At 69.1% G+C, this 19,597-nt stretch carries 15 protein-coding genes and 2 pseudogenes; 8 read left to right on the top strand and 9 right to left on the bottom strand.

Annotated features, from left to right (window positions below; all coding sequences use genetic code 11):
• The first annotated feature begins 211 nt into the window (after window positions 1-211).
• Both ACFU8W_RS36135 and ACFU8W_RS36130 read left to right on the top strand, forming a co-directional pair.
• On the top strand, window positions 212-496 hold the full coding sequence (locus ACFU8W_RS36135) for a hypothetical protein (RefSeq protein WP_384046694.1): 285 nt from the start codon (window positions 212-214) through the stop codon (window positions 494-496).
• Between the two features lie 46 nt (window positions 497-542).
• Window positions 543-1,949, top strand: coding sequence for an IS4 family transposase (locus ACFU8W_RS36130; protein ID WP_384046691.1), 1,407 nt, complete (start codon window positions 543-545; stop codon window positions 1,947-1,949).
• 117 nt (window positions 1,950-2,066) lie between these two features.
• Here the strand turns inward: ACFU8W_RS36130 and ACFU8W_RS36125 are convergent, their stop codons facing one another.
• The 8 genes and pseudogenes from ACFU8W_RS36125 to ACFU8W_RS36090 form a co-directional block, all read right to left on the bottom strand.
• Window positions 2,067-2,924: a 3-hydroxybutyryl-CoA dehydrogenase gene (locus ACFU8W_RS36125; protein WP_384046688.1), complete on the bottom strand. Its 858-nt coding sequence runs from the start codon at window positions 2,922-2,924 to the stop codon at window positions 2,067-2,069.
• A 96-nt stretch (window positions 2,925-3,020) separates the two neighbouring features.
• On the bottom strand, window positions 3,021-4,211 hold the full coding sequence (locus ACFU8W_RS36120; RefSeq protein ID WP_384046685.1) for an acyl-CoA dehydrogenase family protein: 1,191 nt from the start codon (window positions 4,209-4,211) through the stop codon (window positions 3,021-3,023).
• Window positions 4,208-5,368: a CaiB/BaiF CoA transferase family protein gene (locus ACFU8W_RS36115; RefSeq protein ID WP_384046682.1), complete on the bottom strand. Its 1,161-nt coding sequence runs from the start codon at window positions 5,366-5,368 to the stop codon at window positions 4,208-4,210. The genes ACFU8W_RS36120 and ACFU8W_RS36115 overlap by 4 nt, the downstream gene beginning before the upstream one ends.
• Window positions 5,365-6,855, bottom strand: a complete 1,491-nt coding sequence (locus ACFU8W_RS36110) for an aldehyde dehydrogenase family protein (RefSeq protein ID WP_384046679.1) — start codon at window positions 6,853-6,855, stop codon at window positions 5,365-5,367. Before ACFU8W_RS36110 ends, ACFU8W_RS36115 begins: the two co-directional genes overlap by 4 nt.
• Window positions 6,852-8,186 carry a 4-aminobutyrate--2-oxoglutarate transaminase gene (gene gabT / locus ACFU8W_RS36105; protein ID WP_384046676.1) on the bottom strand — a complete coding sequence of 445 codons (1,335 nt, stop codon included), beginning with the start codon at window positions 8,184-8,186 and terminating at the stop codon, window positions 6,852-6,854. Before gabT ends, ACFU8W_RS36110 begins: the two co-directional genes overlap by 4 nt.
• A 103-nt stretch (window positions 8,187-8,289) precedes the next feature.
• Entirely contained in the window at window positions 8,290-9,747 is a 1,458-nt protein-coding gene (locus tag ACFU8W_RS36100) for a PucR family transcriptional regulator (protein ID WP_384046673.1), read from the bottom strand.
• A gap of 487 nt (window positions 9,748-10,234) precedes the next feature.
• Window positions 10,235-11,023, bottom strand: coding sequence for a class II aldolase/adducin family protein (locus ACFU8W_RS36095; RefSeq protein WP_384046670.1), 789 nt, complete (start codon window positions 11,021-11,023; stop codon window positions 10,235-10,237).
• A 107-nt stretch (window positions 11,024-11,130) separates the two neighbouring features.
• Window positions 11,131-12,498, bottom strand: a pseudogene (locus ACFU8W_RS36090) (sodium:solute symporter); the annotation flags it as partial.
• Between ACFU8W_RS36090 and ACFU8W_RS36085 the strand changes: the two are divergent.
• Both ACFU8W_RS36085 and ACFU8W_RS36080 read left to right on the top strand, forming a co-directional pair.
• Window positions 12,484-12,783, top strand: a pseudogene (locus ACFU8W_RS36085) (helix-turn-helix transcriptional regulator); the annotation flags it as partial. The pseudogenes ACFU8W_RS36090 and ACFU8W_RS36085 sit on opposite strands and share 15 nt — an antisense overlap.
• 161 nt (window positions 12,784-12,944) lie before the next feature.
• Window positions 12,945-13,586, top strand: a complete 642-nt coding sequence (locus tag ACFU8W_RS36080; protein WP_345509809.1) for an SAM-dependent methyltransferase — start codon at window positions 12,945-12,947, stop codon at window positions 13,584-13,586.
• On the opposite strand, the gene ACFU8W_RS36075 is transcribed toward ACFU8W_RS36080, so the two are convergent.
• Window positions 13,538-14,428, bottom strand: a complete 891-nt coding sequence (locus ACFU8W_RS36075) for an AraC family transcriptional regulator N-terminal domain-containing protein (RefSeq protein WP_384046666.1) — start codon at window positions 14,426-14,428, stop codon at window positions 13,538-13,540. The two genes, ACFU8W_RS36080 and ACFU8W_RS36075, sit on opposite strands and share 49 nt — an antisense overlap.
• Before the next feature lie 194 nt (window positions 14,429-14,622).
• On the opposite strand from ACFU8W_RS36075, the gene ACFU8W_RS36070 reads away from it, so the two are divergent.
• The 4 genes from ACFU8W_RS36070 to ACFU8W_RS36055 all read left to right on the top strand — a co-directional run bounded on the left by ACFU8W_RS36070 (window position 14,623) and on the right by ACFU8W_RS36055 (window position 19,427).
• On the top strand, window positions 14,623-15,165 hold the full coding sequence (locus tag ACFU8W_RS36070) for a (2Fe-2S)-binding protein (RefSeq protein ID WP_384046663.1): 543 nt from the start codon (window positions 14,623-14,625) through the stop codon (window positions 15,163-15,165).
• The gene (locus ACFU8W_RS36065) at window positions 15,162-16,151 is read left to right on the top strand and encodes an FAD binding domain-containing protein (protein ID WP_384046660.1); all 990 of its coding nucleotides are present in this window, start codon (window positions 15,162-15,164) and stop codon (window positions 16,149-16,151) included. Before ACFU8W_RS36070 ends, ACFU8W_RS36065 begins: the two co-directional genes overlap by 4 nt.
• 45 nt (window positions 16,152-16,196) lie before the next feature.
• Window positions 16,197-18,371, top strand: coding sequence for a xanthine dehydrogenase family protein molybdopterin-binding subunit (locus ACFU8W_RS36060; RefSeq protein WP_384046657.1), 2,175 nt, complete (start codon window positions 16,197-16,199; stop codon window positions 18,369-18,371).
• A gap of 72 nt (window positions 18,372-18,443) precedes the next feature.
• Window positions 18,444-19,427 (top strand): XdhC family protein, encoded by a 984-nt coding sequence (locus ACFU8W_RS36055; RefSeq protein WP_384046654.1) that lies wholly within the window; start codon window positions 18,444-18,446, stop codon window positions 19,425-19,427.
• Window positions 19,428-19,597 lie beyond the last annotated feature (170 nt).

Below are 19,597 nucleotides of genomic sequence, written 5' to 3'. Positions count from 1 at the left end.
GTTCCATGCAGCCCGCTGGCGGCTACGGTCGCGTAGCCGTGATGCGCTGCCCGTAGGAGCATTCGGACCGCCGCGTCCCCAGCCGCGGCACCAAGCAGATCCGAATACCTGCCGAGCCGCCCTCCACCGGCGAAGCCGACCAGGGCGAGACCGGCGGCGATCTCGCGCACGGGCGTCGTAACTTCCGTACTGCCGGTGCGTTGGGCCCCTCATGCGACGGACCATCTGTCTGGCCGCCGGCGCGGCCGCTCTGCTCGTATCCACTCCCCCGCCGGTGCTCGCGACGCAGCCCGCCGCCCGGGCCCGGATGGTGGACACCCGCCGCTGCACACCGCGGGGCGACTACTGCATCGTGCTGCGGTACGACACCTCCTCCCGACGGGTGCTGCTGATCATCGCCCACAAGGTCTCCGGACGGGCAGGACATCAACACCGTTGCGTTTGGCCCCTGAGCTGTACGTCAAGGCCTGCTGAACAGCGCAACGGGACCACCTGATAGATCAACGATCGGCGAAGAAAGTCGATCAAGGTCAGGGATCCCGTTGCAGGAGAAGTCTGTCATCACGTCCACGATCGAGACAGCCCGGGGTGTGTTCGCGCCGGGTCATCTGGGGGAGTTGACCCAGATCGTGGACTTCGCGCTGGTGGACGCGGTGCTGGAGGAGACCGGCCGGCGCGAGAAGCGCCTGCGGCTGCTGCCTTCGCGGGTGGTGGTGTACTTCGTGCTCGCTCTCGCACTGTTCGAACACCACTCGTACCGCACGGTGTGGTCCAAGCTGACCGCCGCCCTGACCCCGCTGGCCCTGGTGTGTCCCGCGGTCTCCTCGCTGACGCGGGCCAGGCGCAGGGTGGGGGCTGCACCTCTGCGGCGTCTGTTCGAGACGCTGGCCGGGCCCGTCGCCCGCCCCGGGCAGGACGGGTCCTTCTACCGGGGCCTGCGCACGGTGGCCGTCGACGGGACCCTGCTGCACACCCCCGACGACGAGATGCTCACCTGGCGCTACCCCAAGCGGGCCGGGGAGAGCCTGGAGTTCGGCTATCCGCTCCTGCGGCTGCTGGCACTGGTCGAGTGCGGCACCCGTGCGCTCATAGCCGCCGCCTTCGGACCGGAGTCCGAGGGTGAACTCCCCTATGCCAAGCGGCTTCTGACCGCCCTGGACAAGACGATGCTCCTGCTGGCCGACGCGGCCTTCGACGGCAACGAGTTCCTTGACGCCGTTCATCGGAGCGGGGCGCGGTTCCTGGTGCGTTCCGGGGCCCGCCGCGTCCCCACCCCCGCCGAGCACCTGGGCGACGGCTCCTACATCGCCCGCATCGGCTACGGCGTCCTGCGCGTACTGCTGCCGGTGCGCGTGATCGAGGCGACCCTCACCGTCACCTTGGCCGATGGCACCGTCCGCACCGAGCAGTGGCGGCTGATCACAAATCTGCTGGACCCCGTCCGTTTTCCGGCCGCCGAGCTCGTTGATCTCTATCACCGCAGGTGGCAGGCGGAGACCACGTATTTTTCGATCAAGGCCACGATGCTCGACGGCCGCGTCCTGCGCTCCCGCAGCATCGATGGCCTCGACCAGGAGGTCTACGCCCTGCTCACCGCCTACCAGGCTCTGATCCGCGCCGGCGACGACGCCCTGACCAGACGACCGGAACTACCCATGGAGCGGATCAGTTTCACCGTCCTGCCGGCCGCCGCAACCGACACCGTCACCGCCGGCCATGGAATCTTCCCCAACACCCTCGTCGACCTGGTCGGCACGATCGGCCACGCGGCCCTGGACGCCCTCCTGCCCGCCCACCGACGGCAACGAGTGAAGGCCCGCACCCGCAAGAACCCCACCAGCAAGTACGGACCGAACGCCGGACAACGCCCCCAGAAGGCCCAGAACTACACCGTCCGCACCACCGTCGCGTTCTTCGAACACAGCCTCAATAGCCGCTCACGGCGCTAACGCAACGGTGTTGCAATAACCATTGACCAGTACACACGTGTCTTCATGTCAGTGACAGGTGAAGCCCAACATCCCAGTGACAGCCCTGCCGAACCTCACAGATGGGGACGAGTTCCGTCAAGCGTATTCGAAGAAGCCACGGCCGGACTTGCAGCCCAGCTGTTGTGCCTTGACCATCCGGAGGAGAAGAGCGGGCGGCGCCAGGTGCGGTTCCTTGAACTCCTCGTACATCGACTCGGCGATGGCGGCAGTGGTATCGAGACCGATCAGGTCGGCCAGCTCGAGCGGTCCCATCGGGTGGGCGCAGCCCAGCCGCATGCCGGCGTCGATGTCGCGGGCAGATGCGAATCCGGACTCGAGCATGCGGATCGCGGAGAGCAGGTAAGGAACGAGGAGCGCGTTGACCACGAAGCCCGCCCGATCGGTCGACGTGATGACCTGCTTGCCGAGCGCGGAGGCGACGAAGTCGGTGATCGTCTCGATGGTCTCCGGCGATGTCTTGAGCGACGTCACGATCTCGACGAGCGGCATGACGGGGACCGGGTTGAAGAAGTGCACTCCGACGACCCGGTCAGCACGACCGGTGGCCATGCCCAGGTTGATGATCGCGATGGAAGACGTGTTCGACGCCAGGAGCGCATCGGAGCGGACGACCTTGTCGAGGGCCGCGAAGAGCTCAGCCTTCTCATGGTGGTCCTCGACGACGGCCTCGATGACGAGGTCCCGGTCGGCCATGCCTGCAAGGTCGTCGGTGTAGTCCAGGTGGGCGATCGCCCGGTCGTGGATTTCGTGGGTGAGCTTACCCTTGCGCAAGGCTCGACCGAGCGAGCCACTGACCCGGCTCCTGGCTGCGTCGACCCGCTCGGGGTCGGTCTCGCACACGAGGACATCGAGGCTTGCACGGGCGCATACCTCGGCGATGCCTGCGCCCATCTGGCCGGCACCGACAATGCCGACCTTGTGAATTCCGGTCACGGACGTACTCCCGTGGGACGTTAGGGGTGGTTGAGGTCCGCCGACCGCGGCGGTGGTAACGACTTCGAGCGTTGCCGCGGTCGGCGGGCTTGGGGGTCAGCGGAACGCTGGGTGGCCGGTCATCGCCTGGCCGACGACGAGGGTGTGCATCTCGACGGTGCCCTCGTAGGTGAGGACCGACTCGAGATTGTTGGCGTGCCGAATGACGGGATACTCGAGTGAGATGCCGTTGGCGCCAAGCACCGTGCGCGCGGTCCGGCAGATCTCCAGTGCCTCGCGAACGTTGTTGAGTTTGCCAAGGCTGACCTGCTCGGGGCGCAGCGTGCCGGCGTCCTTGCGGCGGCCGAGATGCAGCGCGAGGAGCAGGCCCTTGGTGTACTCCAGGTTCATGTCGACGAGCTTCTGCTGGGTCAGCTGGAACGCCGAGATCGGCTTGCCGAACTGGATCCGCTGGTTGGCGTAGTCCAGGGCCGCCTCCAGTGACGACCGCGCGGCACCCATGGCGCCCCACACGATGCCGTAGCGCGCCTCGTTCAGGCAGGACAGCGGCCCCTTGAGGCCGCGCACCTCCGGGAAGGCCGCCGACTCCGGGAGCCGGACGCCGTCGAGGACCAGCTCGCTCGTGACCGACGCCCGCAGCGACTGCTTGTGCTTGATCTCGGGTGCGGAGAACCCTGGCGTCGTGGTCGGCACGACGAAACCACGGACTCCCTCGTCGGTCTGGGCCCACACGACGGCGACGTCCGCGACGGTGCCGTTGGTGATCCACATCTTGCGGCCGTCAAGGACCCAGTCGGAGCCGTCGCGGCGGGCGCGGGTGCGCATGTTGCCGGGGTCAGAGCCCACATCGGGCTCGGTCAGGCCGAAGCAACCGATCGCGTCACCGGCGGCCATCCGCGGCAACCACTCGGTCTTGTGCTCCTCCGAGCCCCAGCGCCAGATCGCGAACATCGCGAGGGAGCCCTGGACCGAGACCAGCGAGCGAATGCCCGAGTCGGTCGCCTCGAGCTCGAGGCAAGCCAGGCCGTAGTGGGTCGCGGACATGCCCGCGCAGCCGTAGCCCTCCAGGTGCATCCCGAGAAGGCCGATCGAGCCGAGCTCCTTGGCCAACCCACGCACGTCGGGCAGGTAGCCCTGCTCGAACCAGTCGGCGACGTACGGGTCGATCCGGTCGGCGCACAGCTGACGTACCGTGGCGCGCACGGCCCTCTCGTCCTCGGTCAGCAGGTCGTCGATGCCCGCCGGGTCCAGCGGGGCGAAGGGCGGGAGGTTGGTCGGGGTGCTCATCGCGGGTTCTCCTGGGTCTTCCGGCTCAGCATGGTTCGTACGTCGTCGTTGTGCTCGCCAAGGCGAGGCGGAGCGGTGTAGGTGGTCACGGGGGTGGCCGAGAGGGTGAACGGGCTGCGGACCTGGCGGGAGCGCCCCTCCCCCACGTCAACCGTGGGCTTGAGGCCGAGCCGGGCCGCGAGCTCGAAGCCGTCGGCGACGGTGCCGACCTTGCCGGCAGGGAGGCCGGCTGCCGAGAGCCGCTCGACCCACGCGTCCACGGTGTCAGCGGCGAGCGCATCCTCGAGGAGAGCGACGAGGGCGTCGCGGTGCGCGACCCGGTCGCCGTTCGTGGCGAACCGCGGGTCGTCGGCCAGCCCGGGCATGCCGACGGCAGCCGCGAGCCGGGCGAACTGCCCGTCATTGCCGCAGCAGATCGCGATATGGCCGTCCATGGCGCCCAGGGTCTCGTAGGGCGCGATCGACGGGTGCCGGTTGCCCATCGGGCCCGGCGCGTTCCCCGTAGCGAGGTACGACGACGCCTGGTTGGCCAGCGAACCGAGCAGGCTCGAGAGCAGGTTGACCTCGACGTGCTGGCCGTGGCCGATGGACTCGCGGGCGCGGAGGGCGGCGAGGATCCCGACGACCGCATCCTTGGACGTGAGGACGTCGACGAGCGCCACACCGGCCTTCATCGGCTTTCCGGGCTGCCCGGTGATGCTCATCAGCCCGCCGACGGCCTGCACGAGGAAGTCGTAGCCGGCGAGCTCCGCGCCTTCCTTGCTGCCGAACCCGGTGATCGAGGCGTAGACGACGCCGGGGTTGCGGGCCGCTACCGCGTTGTACCCGAGGCCGTGGCGGTCGAGCGAGCCAGCCTTGAAGTTCTCGATCAGGACGTCGCAGCGCGCGGCGAGCTCGTGGGCCACCGCGCGGTCGGTGGGATCACTGAGGTCGAGCTCGACCGACTTCTTGGACCGGTTGGCGGACTCGAAGTAGGAGCTGGACGTGCCGTCCGGATCGGTCCAAGGCGGCCCCCAGTGCCGGGTGTCGTCTCCGACGCCGGGGCGCTCGACCTTGATCACCTCGGCGCCGAGGTCGGCGAGGGTTGCCGCGGCGAGCGGACCCGCGAGGACCCGGCTGAAGTCGGCGACGAGGACACCATCGAGCGGGCGGCTCATCCGCGCACGCCGTTCACCCGGCGCGGGAGGCCCCACGGGTTGGCGGCCTGTGCCTCCGGGGGGAGCCAGGCGTCGTGGGCGGACTGGTAGGCGACCGGTCGGACGAAACGCGCGAGGCCATAGGCACCCACCGAGGTGGCCGCAGGCGCGGACGTCGCCGGCCACGGCCCGCCGTGCTGCTGCGCCCAGGTGAACGCCACCCCGGTCGGCCACTCGTCGACAGCAACGCGGCCGACCTTGCCGCTCAACAGCGCGACGACACCCGGTGCCTGGACGTCGTCGGCTCCGCCGGTGAAGACGCTCGCCGCGAGCGAGCACTGCAGTCGTCGTACGGCGTCGGCAAGGGCGCGGTCGTCGTCGTACTCGGTCACGAGGACGACCGCTCCGAAGGTCTCCTCCAGCAGCCGACTGCCCGGCGTCAGGTCATCGGCGGGGGCCGCGAGGACAGCGGCAGGCGCTGCCCAACCTGTCGCGCCTTCGGCAGGTGCCACTTCTGCGATCAGCTCGGCGCCAGCGGCAATCATTTCCCTGATGCCGGTCGGGATACCCTGCGCGATCGCCTCGGTGAGCATGACGGGCGCGGGCTCGGCCCCACGGAGTGCGGCAGCGACGGCTTGCGCCGCACCAGAGTCCTTCGGCGCGAGCAGGAGCCCGGGCTTGGTGCAGAACTGGCCGCTGCCGAGCGTGAACGATCCGACGAGGCCCTTCGCCACGGCGTCGATGTCGGCAGCACCCGCACGGGTGACGACGACCGGGTTCACCGTGCCCATCTCGGCGTACACCGGGATGACGACCTCGCGCTCGTTGGCGATCCGCCACAGCGCTAGGCCACCTGCCTGGGACCCGGTGAAACCGACCGCGGCAATCTCCTGTGCCTTGACCAGGTCGACGCCGACCTGGTGACCGCTGACGGCGGCGAAGGTCCCGCGGGGGGCGCCGGCGCCGGCGAGTGCCTCTCGGGCGATCTCGGCCTGCCGCATCGACAGCCCGGCGTGGGCCGGGTGCGCCTTGGCGACGACCGGGCAGCCTGTGGCGAGTGCCATGGCGGTGTCGTTGCCAAGCACACTGAACGCGAACGGGAAGTTGCTGGCACCGAAGACCGCGACCGGGCCGAGCGGCCGGTTGGTCCGGATCAGCCTGGGCGTGGTGGCGGTTGGCTCGTCGACCGTGACCTCGAGGTAGGAGCCCTCGGCGGCGACGTCGCCGTAGAACCGAAGCTGCCCGGCCGCCCGGGTGACCTCACCGGTCAGCCGCTCAAGGCCCAGCGCGGTCTCCTGGTCGGCGAGCCGGGCGAGGTCGTCGCGGTGCAGCTCCAGGGCGTCAGCGACGGCGTGCAACCAGGTGCGGCGCTCGGCCGGACTGGTCGCCACCAGCTGCGGAGCGGCGGCGGAGGCCGCCGCCAGCACGGCTTGCAGCTCGTCGGCGCTCGTGTCGGCAACGGTGGCGATGACCGCCCCCGTCCGCGGGTCGAAGGAGGTGACGCTCATGCGACGCTCCTGACGGCGTCCACGAGCACGTCGACCGCCTCGTCGAGGAGGTCCATCGGGATCACCAGCGGCGGCAGCAGCCGGATCACGTTGCCGAAGGTGCCGCACAGGAGCGTGAGGACTCCTTCCTGGTGGCAGCGCTCGACGACCGCCTTCGCAATCTCGGGCGCCGGCTCGGTGGTGCCGGGCCTCACGAACTCCAGGGCGATCATCGCACCCCTGCCCCGGACTTCACCGACGACCGAGAACGGGGCGACGAGCTCCTCGAGTCGAAGTCGGACCCGCTCCTCAATTTCGCGCGCCCGGGCGACCAGCCCCTCGGACTCGATGGCCTTCAGGGCGCCGAGAGCAGCGGCGCAGGCGACCGGGTTACCGGCGTACGTCCCGCCAAGTCCGCCGGCCGCGACCGCGTCCATGATCTCGGCACGGCCAGTGACCGCCGCGAGCGGCATGCCGCCGGCGAGGGCCTTCGCCGTCGTGATCAGGTCGGGTACGACGTCCTCGTGCTCGCACGCGAACATCGCTCCCGTCCGCGCGAGGCCGGTCTGGATCTCGTCGGCGACGAATACGATGCCGTGCTCGTTGGCGAACTCCTGCACCGCCTTGAGATAGCCCGGCGGCGGGACGATGAACCCACCCTCACCCTGGATCGGCTCGGCCACGATCGCCGCGACGTTCGTGGTCCCTATCTGGCTCGTGACGATCTCCTTCAGCGCCTCGAACGCCTCCTCCGCAGCCCGCTCCGGGCCTGACGGCCACCGGTACGGATACGGCGACGGGACCCGGTAGACCTCCGTCGCGAACGGGCCGAACCCCTCCTTGTAGGGGACGTTCTTGGACGTCATCGACATCGTCAGGAGCGTGCGACCGTGGTACGCGTGGCCCAGCACTACGACCGCCGGACGACCGGTCGCGGCGCGCGCGATCTTGATGGCGTTCTCAACCGCCTCGGCGCCGGTGCTGAACAACGCGGTCTTCTTCGCGTGGTCACCCGGTGTTAGCCGATTGAGTGCGGCCGCGACGTCCACGAAGCCGTCGTACTCGGTCACGAGGAAACAGGTGTGCGTAAACCGCTCCACCTGCTCGGAGACTCGTCGCACGACCTCGGGGTGTGACGCGCCAACCGAAGTAACCGCGATACCTGAAGCCATGTCGATGAGGTGGTTGCCATCGATGTCTACCAGCACACCACCGCCCGCCCGGTCGATGAAGACCGGCATCGTCGTTCCGAGCCCGTTCGCCAACTCGGCCTTGCGCGTTGCGTGACGCTCGAGCGACAGCGGGCCGGGGATGGCCGTGGCCAAGATCCGGCGCTGCTCTGGCATCGTCATAGTGGTCCCTTTCCTGGCATGTCTTTCAGAAGGAACCTAGGGAGGCAGGAGGTACGCGTCTCTGGATGAATTACCGGATCCCGGGCGCGATTCGTCGGAATGCTCAATCCGCGGCGCCGCGGGCCCGCAGGGCCAGCCACGTCTGTGCCGCGAGGTCCGGATCGTCCAGGTCGAGCCGCAGCAACTCGGTGGCGCGGGCGACCCGGTACCGCAGGGTGTTGCGGTGCAGGCCAAGCGCGATCGACGCCGGCTCCCATTGACCACGGTGCCGTAGGTACGCGACCAGTGCCGCGCAGTGTTCCGGGCTCGCCGCGGCGAGGAACTCGTCGACAGCTCGCGCAACGAATCGTGCGATGCCCTGCTGCGGAAACGCCGATCGTCCCTGCTCGAGGCAGACCACCTCACGCTGCAACCTCGCGCGCGCTGCGCCGACACTCGCGGCTGCCATCAGGTCCGACAACATGAGCGCAGCGGTGGGATCGACCGTGTCGAGTCGCCGGCGCAGGTCGTCAAGCGGCCCATGGTGGTCCGGCAGCAAGAACCACGCAGTGGTTCGATCAACCGCTACCGCAAGTGCGGCCGGGCACCATTGCTCAGCCGCCTCCACGAGCACCTCGCTGTCTCGCGCCCGCCCGACAAGCACAGCGACCTCACGGGTGGGCACCGGGCAATCGCTCTCGGCGGCGAGCCGACGGGCGGCGTCCACCAGGCCTAGGTCCACCAGGATCGCGACGCACCGGCGCGTTGCCCCACGAGCAGACTCCACCTGCTGGCGACGGACGGCATCAAGGCTGAGCAAAGCCGCAGCGGTCAGCACCACTCGCCGCTGTGCAGCGTCGAGCTGGCGGCGGGATCCGGCCGCGAGGTAGCCGACCACACGGTCTCCTGCGGCGAGCGGAAAGACGGCAGCGACGTGGTTGCCCACTGGAAAGGACGCTGATGAGTGAACTCCAGCGACATCCAACCGTGCGACCTCGGCCTCCAGCACGCCCAGCTCTTCCCCGAGTGCGAGGGGGTGTACGAGGTCGACTGAACCGGTGGCATCGAGCAGCACTGCCCAACCATCGAGCCACCGTGCCAGCTTCTTCAGGACTGCCGCTGCCGGGTCAGGAGAGACGGCTGCCTCCACGAGCGTCCTGTGCGCAGCGACGATGTCGTTCAGCTTCTCCTCGGCTGACCGCGTCCGGGCCGTCCAGTATGCCCGCGAGACCGTGAGGAAAGGGGTCGCGGCAGGAACGACGAGAAGCGGCACCCCCACTTGTCGGCACGCGTCGACGAGTGGCTCCGGCGGCGTCGCGTGAATCGGGCCGAGACCGAGCACGAGGGCGCTGGCCCGTGCCTCCCGTACGCGCGATACGTAGGCCATCACCTCAGCTGGTTCAGCAGGTAGCGCCAGTCCGGTGGTCAGCAACAGCTCACCACCCGTGAGGTAAGCCTCGGGCTCGAGCAGCTCGCTGATGTGGACCGCAGTGACCTCCGTCCGTGAGACCTCGACGCCCGCGACGGGCACCAGGTGGTGCCCCAACTCCGAGCAGAGCGATGCCACGGTCGGGACGGCCACGCTGCTCCTCCTCGTTCATGTCCTCCACGCGCCCGGGAACTGCGTGCGCACGTGGTGTGTGCCCTGTTGACGAAATCCTCGACGTCGAAGCGCCCCGTCCGAATCCGGGCCGAGCCACGTCCCCGAACGGTGTCTCCGGCCCGTCGCTTCGACGTCGTTGATGAACACCATCCCGACCTCCAGCCGGTCGGCGACGCGCAGCGCCGAGGCCGATCATGATTGAACCGTCCCAGCAGTTCCTTGTCGAGGTTGAAGGCGCGCAGCACCGTCACCGCGATCGGCCGCCCGAGCACGATGTCATGCCATGTCCAAACGTCTCCCAGGAAAGTGGCGACCTATGCACCAGTGCCTCTCACCACTCGAACAAGACATGGCAAGCGCCAGGATCCCTCGATCCGCTCGGTGTTGGGGCCGCCTCACCTGGATGCGGCCATGTGCGCGGGGAGGGCGGAACGCCGCCGTCACCCCGCCCGAGTTTCGAAACGCCTCAGTGTTTGTAGTCGGGTGCGATTCGCTCGACCAGCCGGAGCAGAGCCGCCCAGGCCAGGTCGTATCCCTGGTCGTCCTGGTGGTCGGAGCTGTCGTCGTCGCCGGTCAGTTGGCGTGCAGTGAGTTCGCAGATGTCGGGGTCCGGGGTGATGAGCTCGGTGCCGGCGGCCGTGGCCGTGGTCTGTATCTCGCACGCCTTGTCCAGGTAGTACATGCGCAGGAAGGCTTGAGCGGGGGTCTCGCCGACGGTGAGCAGGCCATGGTTGCGCAGGATGATCGCCGGGTGATCGCCGAGATCGGCGACGAGTCGCTGCTGTTCGGCGAGGTTGAGTGCGACGCCTTCGTAGTCGTGGTAGCCGAGCCTCCCGTAGAACTCCATGGAAATCTGATTGATCGGGAGCAGGCCGTGCTCCTGGGCAGCGATGGCGCAGCCGGCCTTGGTGTGGGTATGCAGGACGCACTGTGCGTCAGGGCGGGCGGCGTGGATGGCGCTGTGAATGACGAATCCGGCCGGGTTGACGGGGTGGGGGTTTTCCTCGACGGGGTGGCCGCTGAGGTCGATCTTGACGAGGTTCGAGGCGGTGATTTCCTCGAACAGCAGGCCGTAGGGGTTGATGAGGAAGTGGTGCTCCGGTCCAGGGAGCCGGACGGAGATGTGGGTGAAGATCAGGTCGGTCATCCGGAAGTGCACCACGAGGCGGTAGACGGCGGCGAGTTCGCGGCGCAGGCGCTGTTCCTCGGCGGTGGCCTTGACGAGGTGCTCGGTAAAGGGTGCCACTTCGGTCATGGTGATCCTTCTGTCCTGTCGTTGGGCTACTGGCCGCCGGAGCCCCAGGCGGGTGGGCATGGGGCTGGGCGTCGGAGCGTGCACTGCCGGCTGTCTCAGCCGCGGTGTCAGGCCGCGCTGAATTCCGGCGCGGTGGACGGCTCGCCTTCCATACGGCGCCGCCATGCCTCGACAACGGCTTCCTCGGTCGGCTTGGTCGCGAGGCTGACGGCCACATAGGCGACGAGGCTCGCGAGCAGGCCGTAGTAGATCGGTTCGTTGGCGAGGAGCCCTTCGGTCACCATGAAGGTGATCACAGTGACACCACCCGCGATCATCGAGGCCATGGCACCGGGCAGGTTTCCACGCCGCCAGAACAGACCGCCGAGGATCGGCACGAGCAGGCCGCCGACGAGCAGGTTGTAGGCGACGGTGAGTGCCTCGAGGACATCTGTGAGGAGGCAGGCGATGACCATGGAGGTCACACCGAGGATGACGATGGCCAGCCGGTTAGAGCTGATCTCGTCGTGGTCATCCGGGCTAGCGGGGGCCTCGGGGCGACCGAGTCGGCGGAGCCGGGCCCGGATGTCGTTGTTGGCGACGGTGGCGGACGCGATCAGGGCGCCGCTGGCGGTCGACATCATCGCGGACAGTGCGGCGGCTAGGACCAGGCCCTTGATGCCGGTGGGCAGAGCGCGCTCGACGATGGTGGCGAATGCTTGGTCGGCGTTGGCCAGGTGGGGGTAGAGCGTCTTGGTCGCCATGCCGATGAAGGCTCCGGCCAGGGCGTAGACAAAACAGTAGACGCTGGCGGCGGTGCCGCCCCAGGCGGCGACCTTCTCGCTGCGGGCGGTGAAGACCCGCTGCCAGATATCCTGCCCGATAAGCATCCCGAAGGTGTAGATCAGGACGAAGGTGAGGATGGTCTGGCCGCCTATGGAGGTCGCGGAGAAGTAGTCGTGCGGGAGGCGGTCGGCCATGGCGGACAAACCACCGGCCCTGGCTATGGCGATGGGCAGCAGCAGGACGAGCACGCCCAGGCTCTTGACCACGAACTGAACCATGTCGGTGAGCGTGATGGACCACATACCGCCGAGCGCCGAGTAGCCGACGACGATCGTGCCGCCGATGACGACTGCAGCCCAGTGCGGGACGTCGAACAGGACGCCGAAGACACTGGCGTAGGCGATGGTGGAGGTCACGACCACCATGAGCGTGTAAAGCCACATCACGATGCTGGAAGAGATGCTGGCAGCGTCGCCGTAACGCAGCGAAAGCATCTCGGCCACGGTGTACACGCGCAGCCGGGCGATCCGGGCGGAGAAGAAGATACTCAGGGCCAGCAGGCCGAGTCCGATCGCGAAGACCATGGCAGCGCCGGAAATACCGTAGGTGTAGCCCAGGCCGGTGCCGCCGATGGTGGAGGCGCCGCCAATGACGATGGCTGCCATCGTGCCGGTGTACATGAGAGGTCCCAGGCGCCTTCCGGCGTCGAGGACGTGGCACGGATGTCCGGAATGAGCGTCTCCGCCTTCTACCGCAACTTCCAGGCGGTGACCGCGATGAGCCCCATTCAGTTCCAGAAGCAGATCCGGCTGCAGGAGGCCCGGCTACTGCTCGCCACCCACCCGGGCGACGTCACCGGAGTCGGCCACCGCGTCGGCTATGACAACCCGTCGCAATTCAGCCGCGAATACCGCCGCCAGTTCGGCGCGCCCCCCAGCCGGGACGCCGCCCGGCTGCGTCAGGCCGTGCGTACTCCCGCGGGTGTCCTTCCCTGATCCGGACTGGACCCCCATAGAGCATCGTGCAAGGGGTGGCGAGGATCATTCTATGGTTTCCGCAGGTCGCAGCGGTTGAATCGAATTGCCGATTCTCCCGCGGAACGGATAACCGTCCGGCCGGCCGGCCGCGGATCCCACCACACCCCAAGGATCACAGCATGAGTGAAACAGTGCTTCTCGCCCGCGAGTTCCTGCGCAGTCCGCTCCGCACGGCCTCCCTGATACCGAGTTCGTCCCGGCTGGTCGAGCGGCTTGTCGCCGCCGTGCCGGAGCGCGGCGAGCCCGTGGTGGTGGAACTCGGTCCGGGCACCGGACCCGCCACCGCGGCGATCCAACACAAACTGGCAGGCCGCGGACGCCACATCGCGGTCGAACTGAACGAACGGCTCGCCGCGCATCTGGTTGAGCGGTTTCCCGGCGCCGAGACGGTCGCCGAGTCCGCCTGGGAACTGCCCCGGATCCTCGCCGACCGGGGCCTTGGCGCGGCGGACGTCGTGGTGAGCAGCCTCCCCTGGTCGGCGTTCACCGGTCCGCAAGGCCAGTCCCTCGTACCGGCCATCGCGTCGGTGCTGTCCGAGACCGGGGTGTACACGCAGTTCACCTACACGTTCGCCCACTGGGCCCCGCCGAGCCGCCACAGGCTCGCCCAGTTGCGCCGGGCGTTCGAAGAAGTGGTCGCGAGCGGGACGGTGTACCGCAACCTGCCTCCCGCCCTGGTTTACTCCGCGCGCAGGCCGCGCGTTCCGGTCTGTCAGCCCGCGCCGCCGGCCGCGCCCATCGCGAATCGAACAGCGTCCTGACTGGGTGGCGCACCGAAAAGGCGTCGATATTCCCGGCTGAACTGGGACGGGCTGTCGTACCCCACGCGATATCCGATGTACGCGATGTCTTTCGGGTGTTCCGTCAGCAGGAGCCGGGCCTGATGGAGTCTGATGTTCTTCTGGAACTGGATGGGGCTCATCCGGGTGACGGCCTGGAAGTTCCGGTAGAAGGAGGACGCGCTCATTCCGACAAGCTCTGCCATGTCTTCCACCCGAAACGGTTTCCGGTAATTCTCGCGAATCCAGTGCACGGCTCTGGCGATATGGGAGAGCTTGCTGTCGGCAAGACCTATCTGACGGACCGTCGCGCCCTGCTCGCCGGTGATCAGGCGCCACAGGATCTCGCGTTTGACGAGGGGGGCGAGCATGTCCCTGTCCCGTGGCCGGTCGAGCAGGCGCACCAGTCGCACGACGGCGTCCAGGAACTCGTCGGAGGCGTCGCTGACGGCGATGGCGGGGGGTGCCGTGCCGTGCGGCGGAAAGGTGCCGGGCGCCGTCTGCAGCATCATCTCGGCGACGTCCGACGGATGCAGGAGCAGGCCCAGTCCCAGCGCCGGCTGCTCCGGGGTGACAGCGAGGAAGCGGCCGGTGACGGGCACGTCGACGGATGCGACCAGGTACTGCCCGGGGCCGTACTCGTACACGCGGTCGCCCAGCGCGAGACGCTTGGCGCCTTGGCTGATCAGTGCCATGACCGTTCCACTCATGGAGGCATGGTGTTCGTCCGACTCCTCCCGGCCGATCCTCACGTTCTCGATGGCGGTCGTTCCGTCGGGTCTGGCGTGACGCGCCAGCAGAGTGCGGAGTTCGTCAAGCGGCATGGACCGATTGAACACCGCCGCCGCGAAACGGTCCAGCCATCCGTTCCGGCTCCGGCTGACGCGAAATCATCGAGAGGATCAGGCAAGGGCTCGCCACTATCAGGCAAATCAATTCGCGGAGGGGCTGCTTGAATAACTGAAGGATCTGAGGCTTACCGATCGACGGTTGGCTGTATTGAGGAAGGGCAAGCGGAATGGCGGAAAGTACCCGCAGCGAGATACGACTTCACGTCAACGGCAAGACGCACCGCCTGGACGTCGACAATCGCCGGACATTGCTCGACGCGCTGCGTGAGGACACCGGCCACACAGGGCCGAAAAAGGGCTGCGACCGTGGGCAGTGCGGCGCCTGCACGGTGTTGCTGGACGGCCGGCGTGTGGTGTCGTGCCTGACACTGGCCGTCGCCGTCGACGGCTCGGACGTCACAACGGTCGAGGGTCTGGCGTACGAGGGTGAACTGCGACCGTTGCAGCAGTCGTTCGTGCAACTCGACGGCCTTCAGTGCGGCTACTGCACGCCCGGGCAGCTCTGTTCCGCGGTCGGCATGCTGGCCGAACACGCGGCGGGCTGGCCCAGCGCGATCACCGCCGATGTCTCACCCGATGCGCCGGCGGGCGAGTTGGACGCCGAGGAGGTGCGCGAACGCCTGAGCGGCAACCTGTGCCGCTGCGGCGCGTACCCGTCGATCGTGCGGGCCGTGCTCGAGACGGCGGCCCGCGAGGAGGTGGCGAGATGAAGGAGTTCAGCTACCAGCGGCCGAGCCGGGTCCGAGACGCCCTCGCTCTGGTCGCCGACGAGGACGGCGCCCGGTTCCTCGGCGGCGGAACGAACCTCGTCGACCTGATGAAGGACGGAATCGAGACGCCGACCCGGCTGGTGGACGTCCGTCGGCTGCCGCTGGACGGCATCGACGACGCGCCCGACGGCTCACTCGTCATCGGCGCGACAACTACCAACAGCGACCTGGCGGCCCATCCCGAGGTGCGCCGGCGGTATCCGGCGCTCAGCCAGGCCGTGCTGGCGGGCGCGTCCGGGCAACTGCGCAACATGGCCACGGTGGGCGGCAACCTGCTGCAGCGAACCCGGTGCGGCTACTTCGCCGACGCCTCGCAGCCGTGCAACAAGCGCAGCCCCGGCAGCGGGTGTTCCGCGATCGCCGGAGAGCACCACAACCACGCGATCCTCGACTGGACCGACCACTGCGTGGCCACCCATCCCTCGGACATGACCGTGGCCTTGGCCGCGTTCGACGCGGTCGTGCGCTACGAAACCCGGGACGGTTCCCACGAGATCCCGCTGTCCGAGTTCTACCTGCCGGTCGGCGAGAGTCCGCACCGGGAGACGGCGCTTCCCCCGGGCGCCCTGATCACCGCGGTCACCCTGCCGGCCGCCGCGGCGTCCCCTCGTTCGCGCTATCGCAAGGTCCGCGAGCGCGCGTCCTACGCCTTCGCGAACGTCTCCGTCGCCGCCGCGCTGGACGTCGACCAGGGCATCGTCAAGGGGGCCCGGATCGCGCTCGGCGGCCTCGCCTCCCGGCCCTGGCGCGCCCACGCCGCCGAGTCCGCCCTGCGGGACGCCCCTGCCGCGGCCGGCAGCTTCCGGGTCGCCGCCGACGCGGAGTTGTCCGCCGCGCGGCCGTTGCGCGACAACGCGTACAAGGTCGGCCTGGCCCGCAACCTCATCGAGGCCGTCCTGACCGACCTCGCCCGCAGGGCCGAGTGACGCACCGATCCCGTCGCCCGCCGTCGCCGTGAAGGAGATCAGCACATGAACACGTCCTCGACCAGCGCAGCCCCGACAACCGCCGTGCACCCGGCCGCCGGGCCGAGCACCGCCCCGTGGGACGGCGTGGCGCACCCGGGCGCGATGAGGGTGGCCCGTCCCCGTATCGAGGGACCGGGCAAGGTCACCGGCAGCGTGCGCTACGCGGCGGACGAACCGATGACCGACCTGGCCTACGGCTGGGTCGTCACCTCCACAGTGTCCCGCGGACGCATCCGCGCCGTCGACGCCTCCGCCGTGCACGCCATGCCCGGCGTACTCGGTGTGATCGATCACCACAACGCTCCCCGGCTCAACCTGGAGGCAGGATCCTTCTTCGGCCCCGACGGCGGCATACACCTGCTGCAGAACGACGAGGTCCCCCACGCCGGCCGGCCGGTCGCACTGGTGGTGGCGGAGACGATGGAGCAGGCCCGGTCAGCGGCCGCGGCGCTGCGGGTCACCTACGACGAGGAACCGTACGACGCCGAATTCTCACTTGAGCACCCGTCCGCGCGGCCGGCGACGTCGTTCTTCGGAGAGGACGCCACCGTCGGTGACGTGGAGGCGGAGCTGGCCGCGAGCGCTGTGGTCGTCGACGAGCGCTATGTCACGCCCGAGCAGCATGGCGCCGCCATGGAGCCGCACTCCGCGACCGCCTGGTGGGAGGACGGGCGGCTGCAGATCATCGACTCCAATCAGGGACCCTTCCTGGTCGCCATGACGGTGGCCACGTTGTTCTCCCTCGACCCCAAACAGGTACGAGTCCGCTCTCAGCACGTCGGTGGCGGCTTCGGGTCCAAGTCGGGCGGGTGCGGCCCCCAACTGGTTCTGGCGGTGATGGCCACCACGGTGTTCGGCCGTCCCGTGCGCGTCACCCTGAGCCGGAATCAGGTGTTCCTGACGGTATCGATGCGGCCGGCGACCGACCAGCGGGTCCGGATGGGGGCCGACACCGACGGCAATCTGCGGGCGATCGACCACGAGTCGGCCTTCGAGGTCTCGAAGCTCGCGGACTACCTCGAGAACTGCACGGAGCTCACCAACACGCTCTATGCGGCAACGGCGATCCGTACCCGGCGCACCGCGGTCCCCATCGACATCCTGCCGCCGTACTCGGTACGCGGGCCAGGCACGGCACCCGGATCGTTCGCGCTCGAATCCGCCGTAGACGAGCTGGCGGAGCGGCTTGGCATGGATCCGCTCGAGCTTCGGCTGCGCAACGAGCCCACCGTCGGCCCGGTGTCCGGCCTGCCCTTCAGCCGCCGCAACCTCGTCGCATGTCTGCACGAGGGCGCCCGCCGGTTCGGCTGGGCCACACGCGACCACCGGCCGCGGACGCGGACGGAGGGATGCCTGCTGATCGGCACCGGGATGGCGGCCACGTCCTTCAGCGCGGGGGCCCTGCCCGCCTCGGCATCGATCACCGCCGAGACCGACGGCGCCTTCACCGTGGCCATCGGTGCCAGCGACATCGGCACTGGCGCACGCACCGCACTGACCGCGGTGGCGGCGCAGGCGCTCCGCGTGGATCCCGAACGGATACGGCTCCTGATCGCGGACAGCGATCTCGGCCCCACCTGGAACGCCAGCGGATCCCGCGGGACGACGTCCTGGTCCTGGGCGATCACCGAGGCCGCGGCGAAGCTGCGCTCCCAGCTGGGCGACGCCACGCTGCCACTGACCGTCTCGTGCGACACCACCGAGTCGCTCGGTGCGCTTCCACCCATGGAACGGCACTCCTACAGCGCCGTGTTCTGCCAAGTGACCGTCGATCCGGCCACCGGCGAGGTACGCGTGCGGCGGCTTCTAGGCATGTTCGCCGTGGGCCACGTCATCAACCCGCTCCTCGCGCGCAGTCAACTGGTCGGGGGCATGGTCATGGGGCTGTCGATAGCCCTGCACGAAGAAGGCGCCCGCGATCCGGCGACGGGACGGCACATCACCACTGACCTCGCCGGCTACCACATCGCCGCGCACGCCGACATACCTGACATCGAAGCCGACTTCGTACCCGACTACGAACCCGGCGACCCGTCAGGTCTCAAGGGTGTCGGCGAAATCGGCACCGTTGGCACGGCGGCCGCGATCGCGAACGCCGTCTGGCACGCCACCGGCCGCCGCCAGCGGACCCTGCCCATCCGTCCGGACCGCGTGATCGAGGAACAGCCAACGTCGTGAACCGTCCGCGAGAAGGGGTGCTGGGACCGCTGCCGTCGCAGCCCCGGCCCGGGACTGGAACAGGAGGTACGCGTGCTGCGCGAAGTGTGGCCCTTCGTCGACGCCCACCGTCGGGCGGGCCGGCCCGTCACGCTGGCCCGGCTGGTGGGCCGTGACGGTCCCGGATCACGACCGCTCGGCGCCACCATGGCCGTCGCCGCGGACGGTACATGGCGCGGCTCACTGTCGGGCGGCTGCATCGAGGGCATCGTCCTGGACGCAGCCCGCGCCGTCCTGGCAGGAGCCGCGCCCCATGTGACCGCGGTGTCGCCCAGGGACGACCTGCTGCCCTGGGAGGACGCTCCCGCCTGCGCCGGCGAACTGCGCGTCCTCATCACGCCCGCGCCACCCGAGCCTGTGCACTCCGCCATCACCACGGCCCTGGCCGACGACCGTCCGCTCACCGTACGGGTCGGGCTGAGGCCGCCTCACCGCTGGTCGACAGCACCCACTGTCGGCCAACTGACCGACGTGGGACCCGCGTTCACCGAGGAACTGACGGTCCGGCCGCGGCTGCTGCTGGTCGGCGCAACAGATCTCGCCGCAGCCCTGGCCACCCTGGCCGGGACCTTGCACCGCCCGGTCGTCGTCCTCGACCCGCGGCCCGGCCATGTCGCCTCCGGAGCCTTCCCCGGCAACGCCGACGTCGTCCGTGCCTGGCCGGACGAGTGGATCGCCCGCCATCCGCTCGGCGTACGCGACGCGGTCATCACACTCAGCCATGACCCGCGCATCGACGACCGCGCTCTTCGCGCCGCTCTGGCAGGCCCCGCCGGGTACGTCGCCGCGCTCGGCAGCCGGGCCACCCACGCGCAACGCCTACGGCGCCTGGCCGACGCGCCCGGACTGGACCGGCTGACCGGCCCCGCGGGCCTCGACCTCGGCGGAGCGTCGCTCGCCGAAAGCGCCCTGTCGATCCTCGCCGAGCTCGTGGCGGTGGACAACGGCCGCTGCGGGCAGCGTCTGCGCGACGGCGATCTGCCCATCCGGACCACCACGGCCGCAGCGCACACGTAGCCGATCAGGTCGCACAAGGACGACGGTGCCTGGGCAGTCTGCCATCCGATCGCAAACGTGGCCCAGCGGGGCTCCGCTGTGCCGGCGACCCGCACCGCCGACCAGTCGAGCGCCGCCCTCCCGTACAGGTCCCGCCGTCGCCGATAGGCGCGTCGGCGGGCCCTGTACGA

It is taken from the genome of Streptomyces sp. NPDC057565, assembly GCF_042801455.1.
GTDB lineage: Bacteria > Actinomycetota > Actinomycetes > Streptomycetales > Streptomycetaceae > Streptomyces > Streptomyces yanii.
This window is presented reverse-complemented; position numbering and strand designations above follow the sequence as displayed.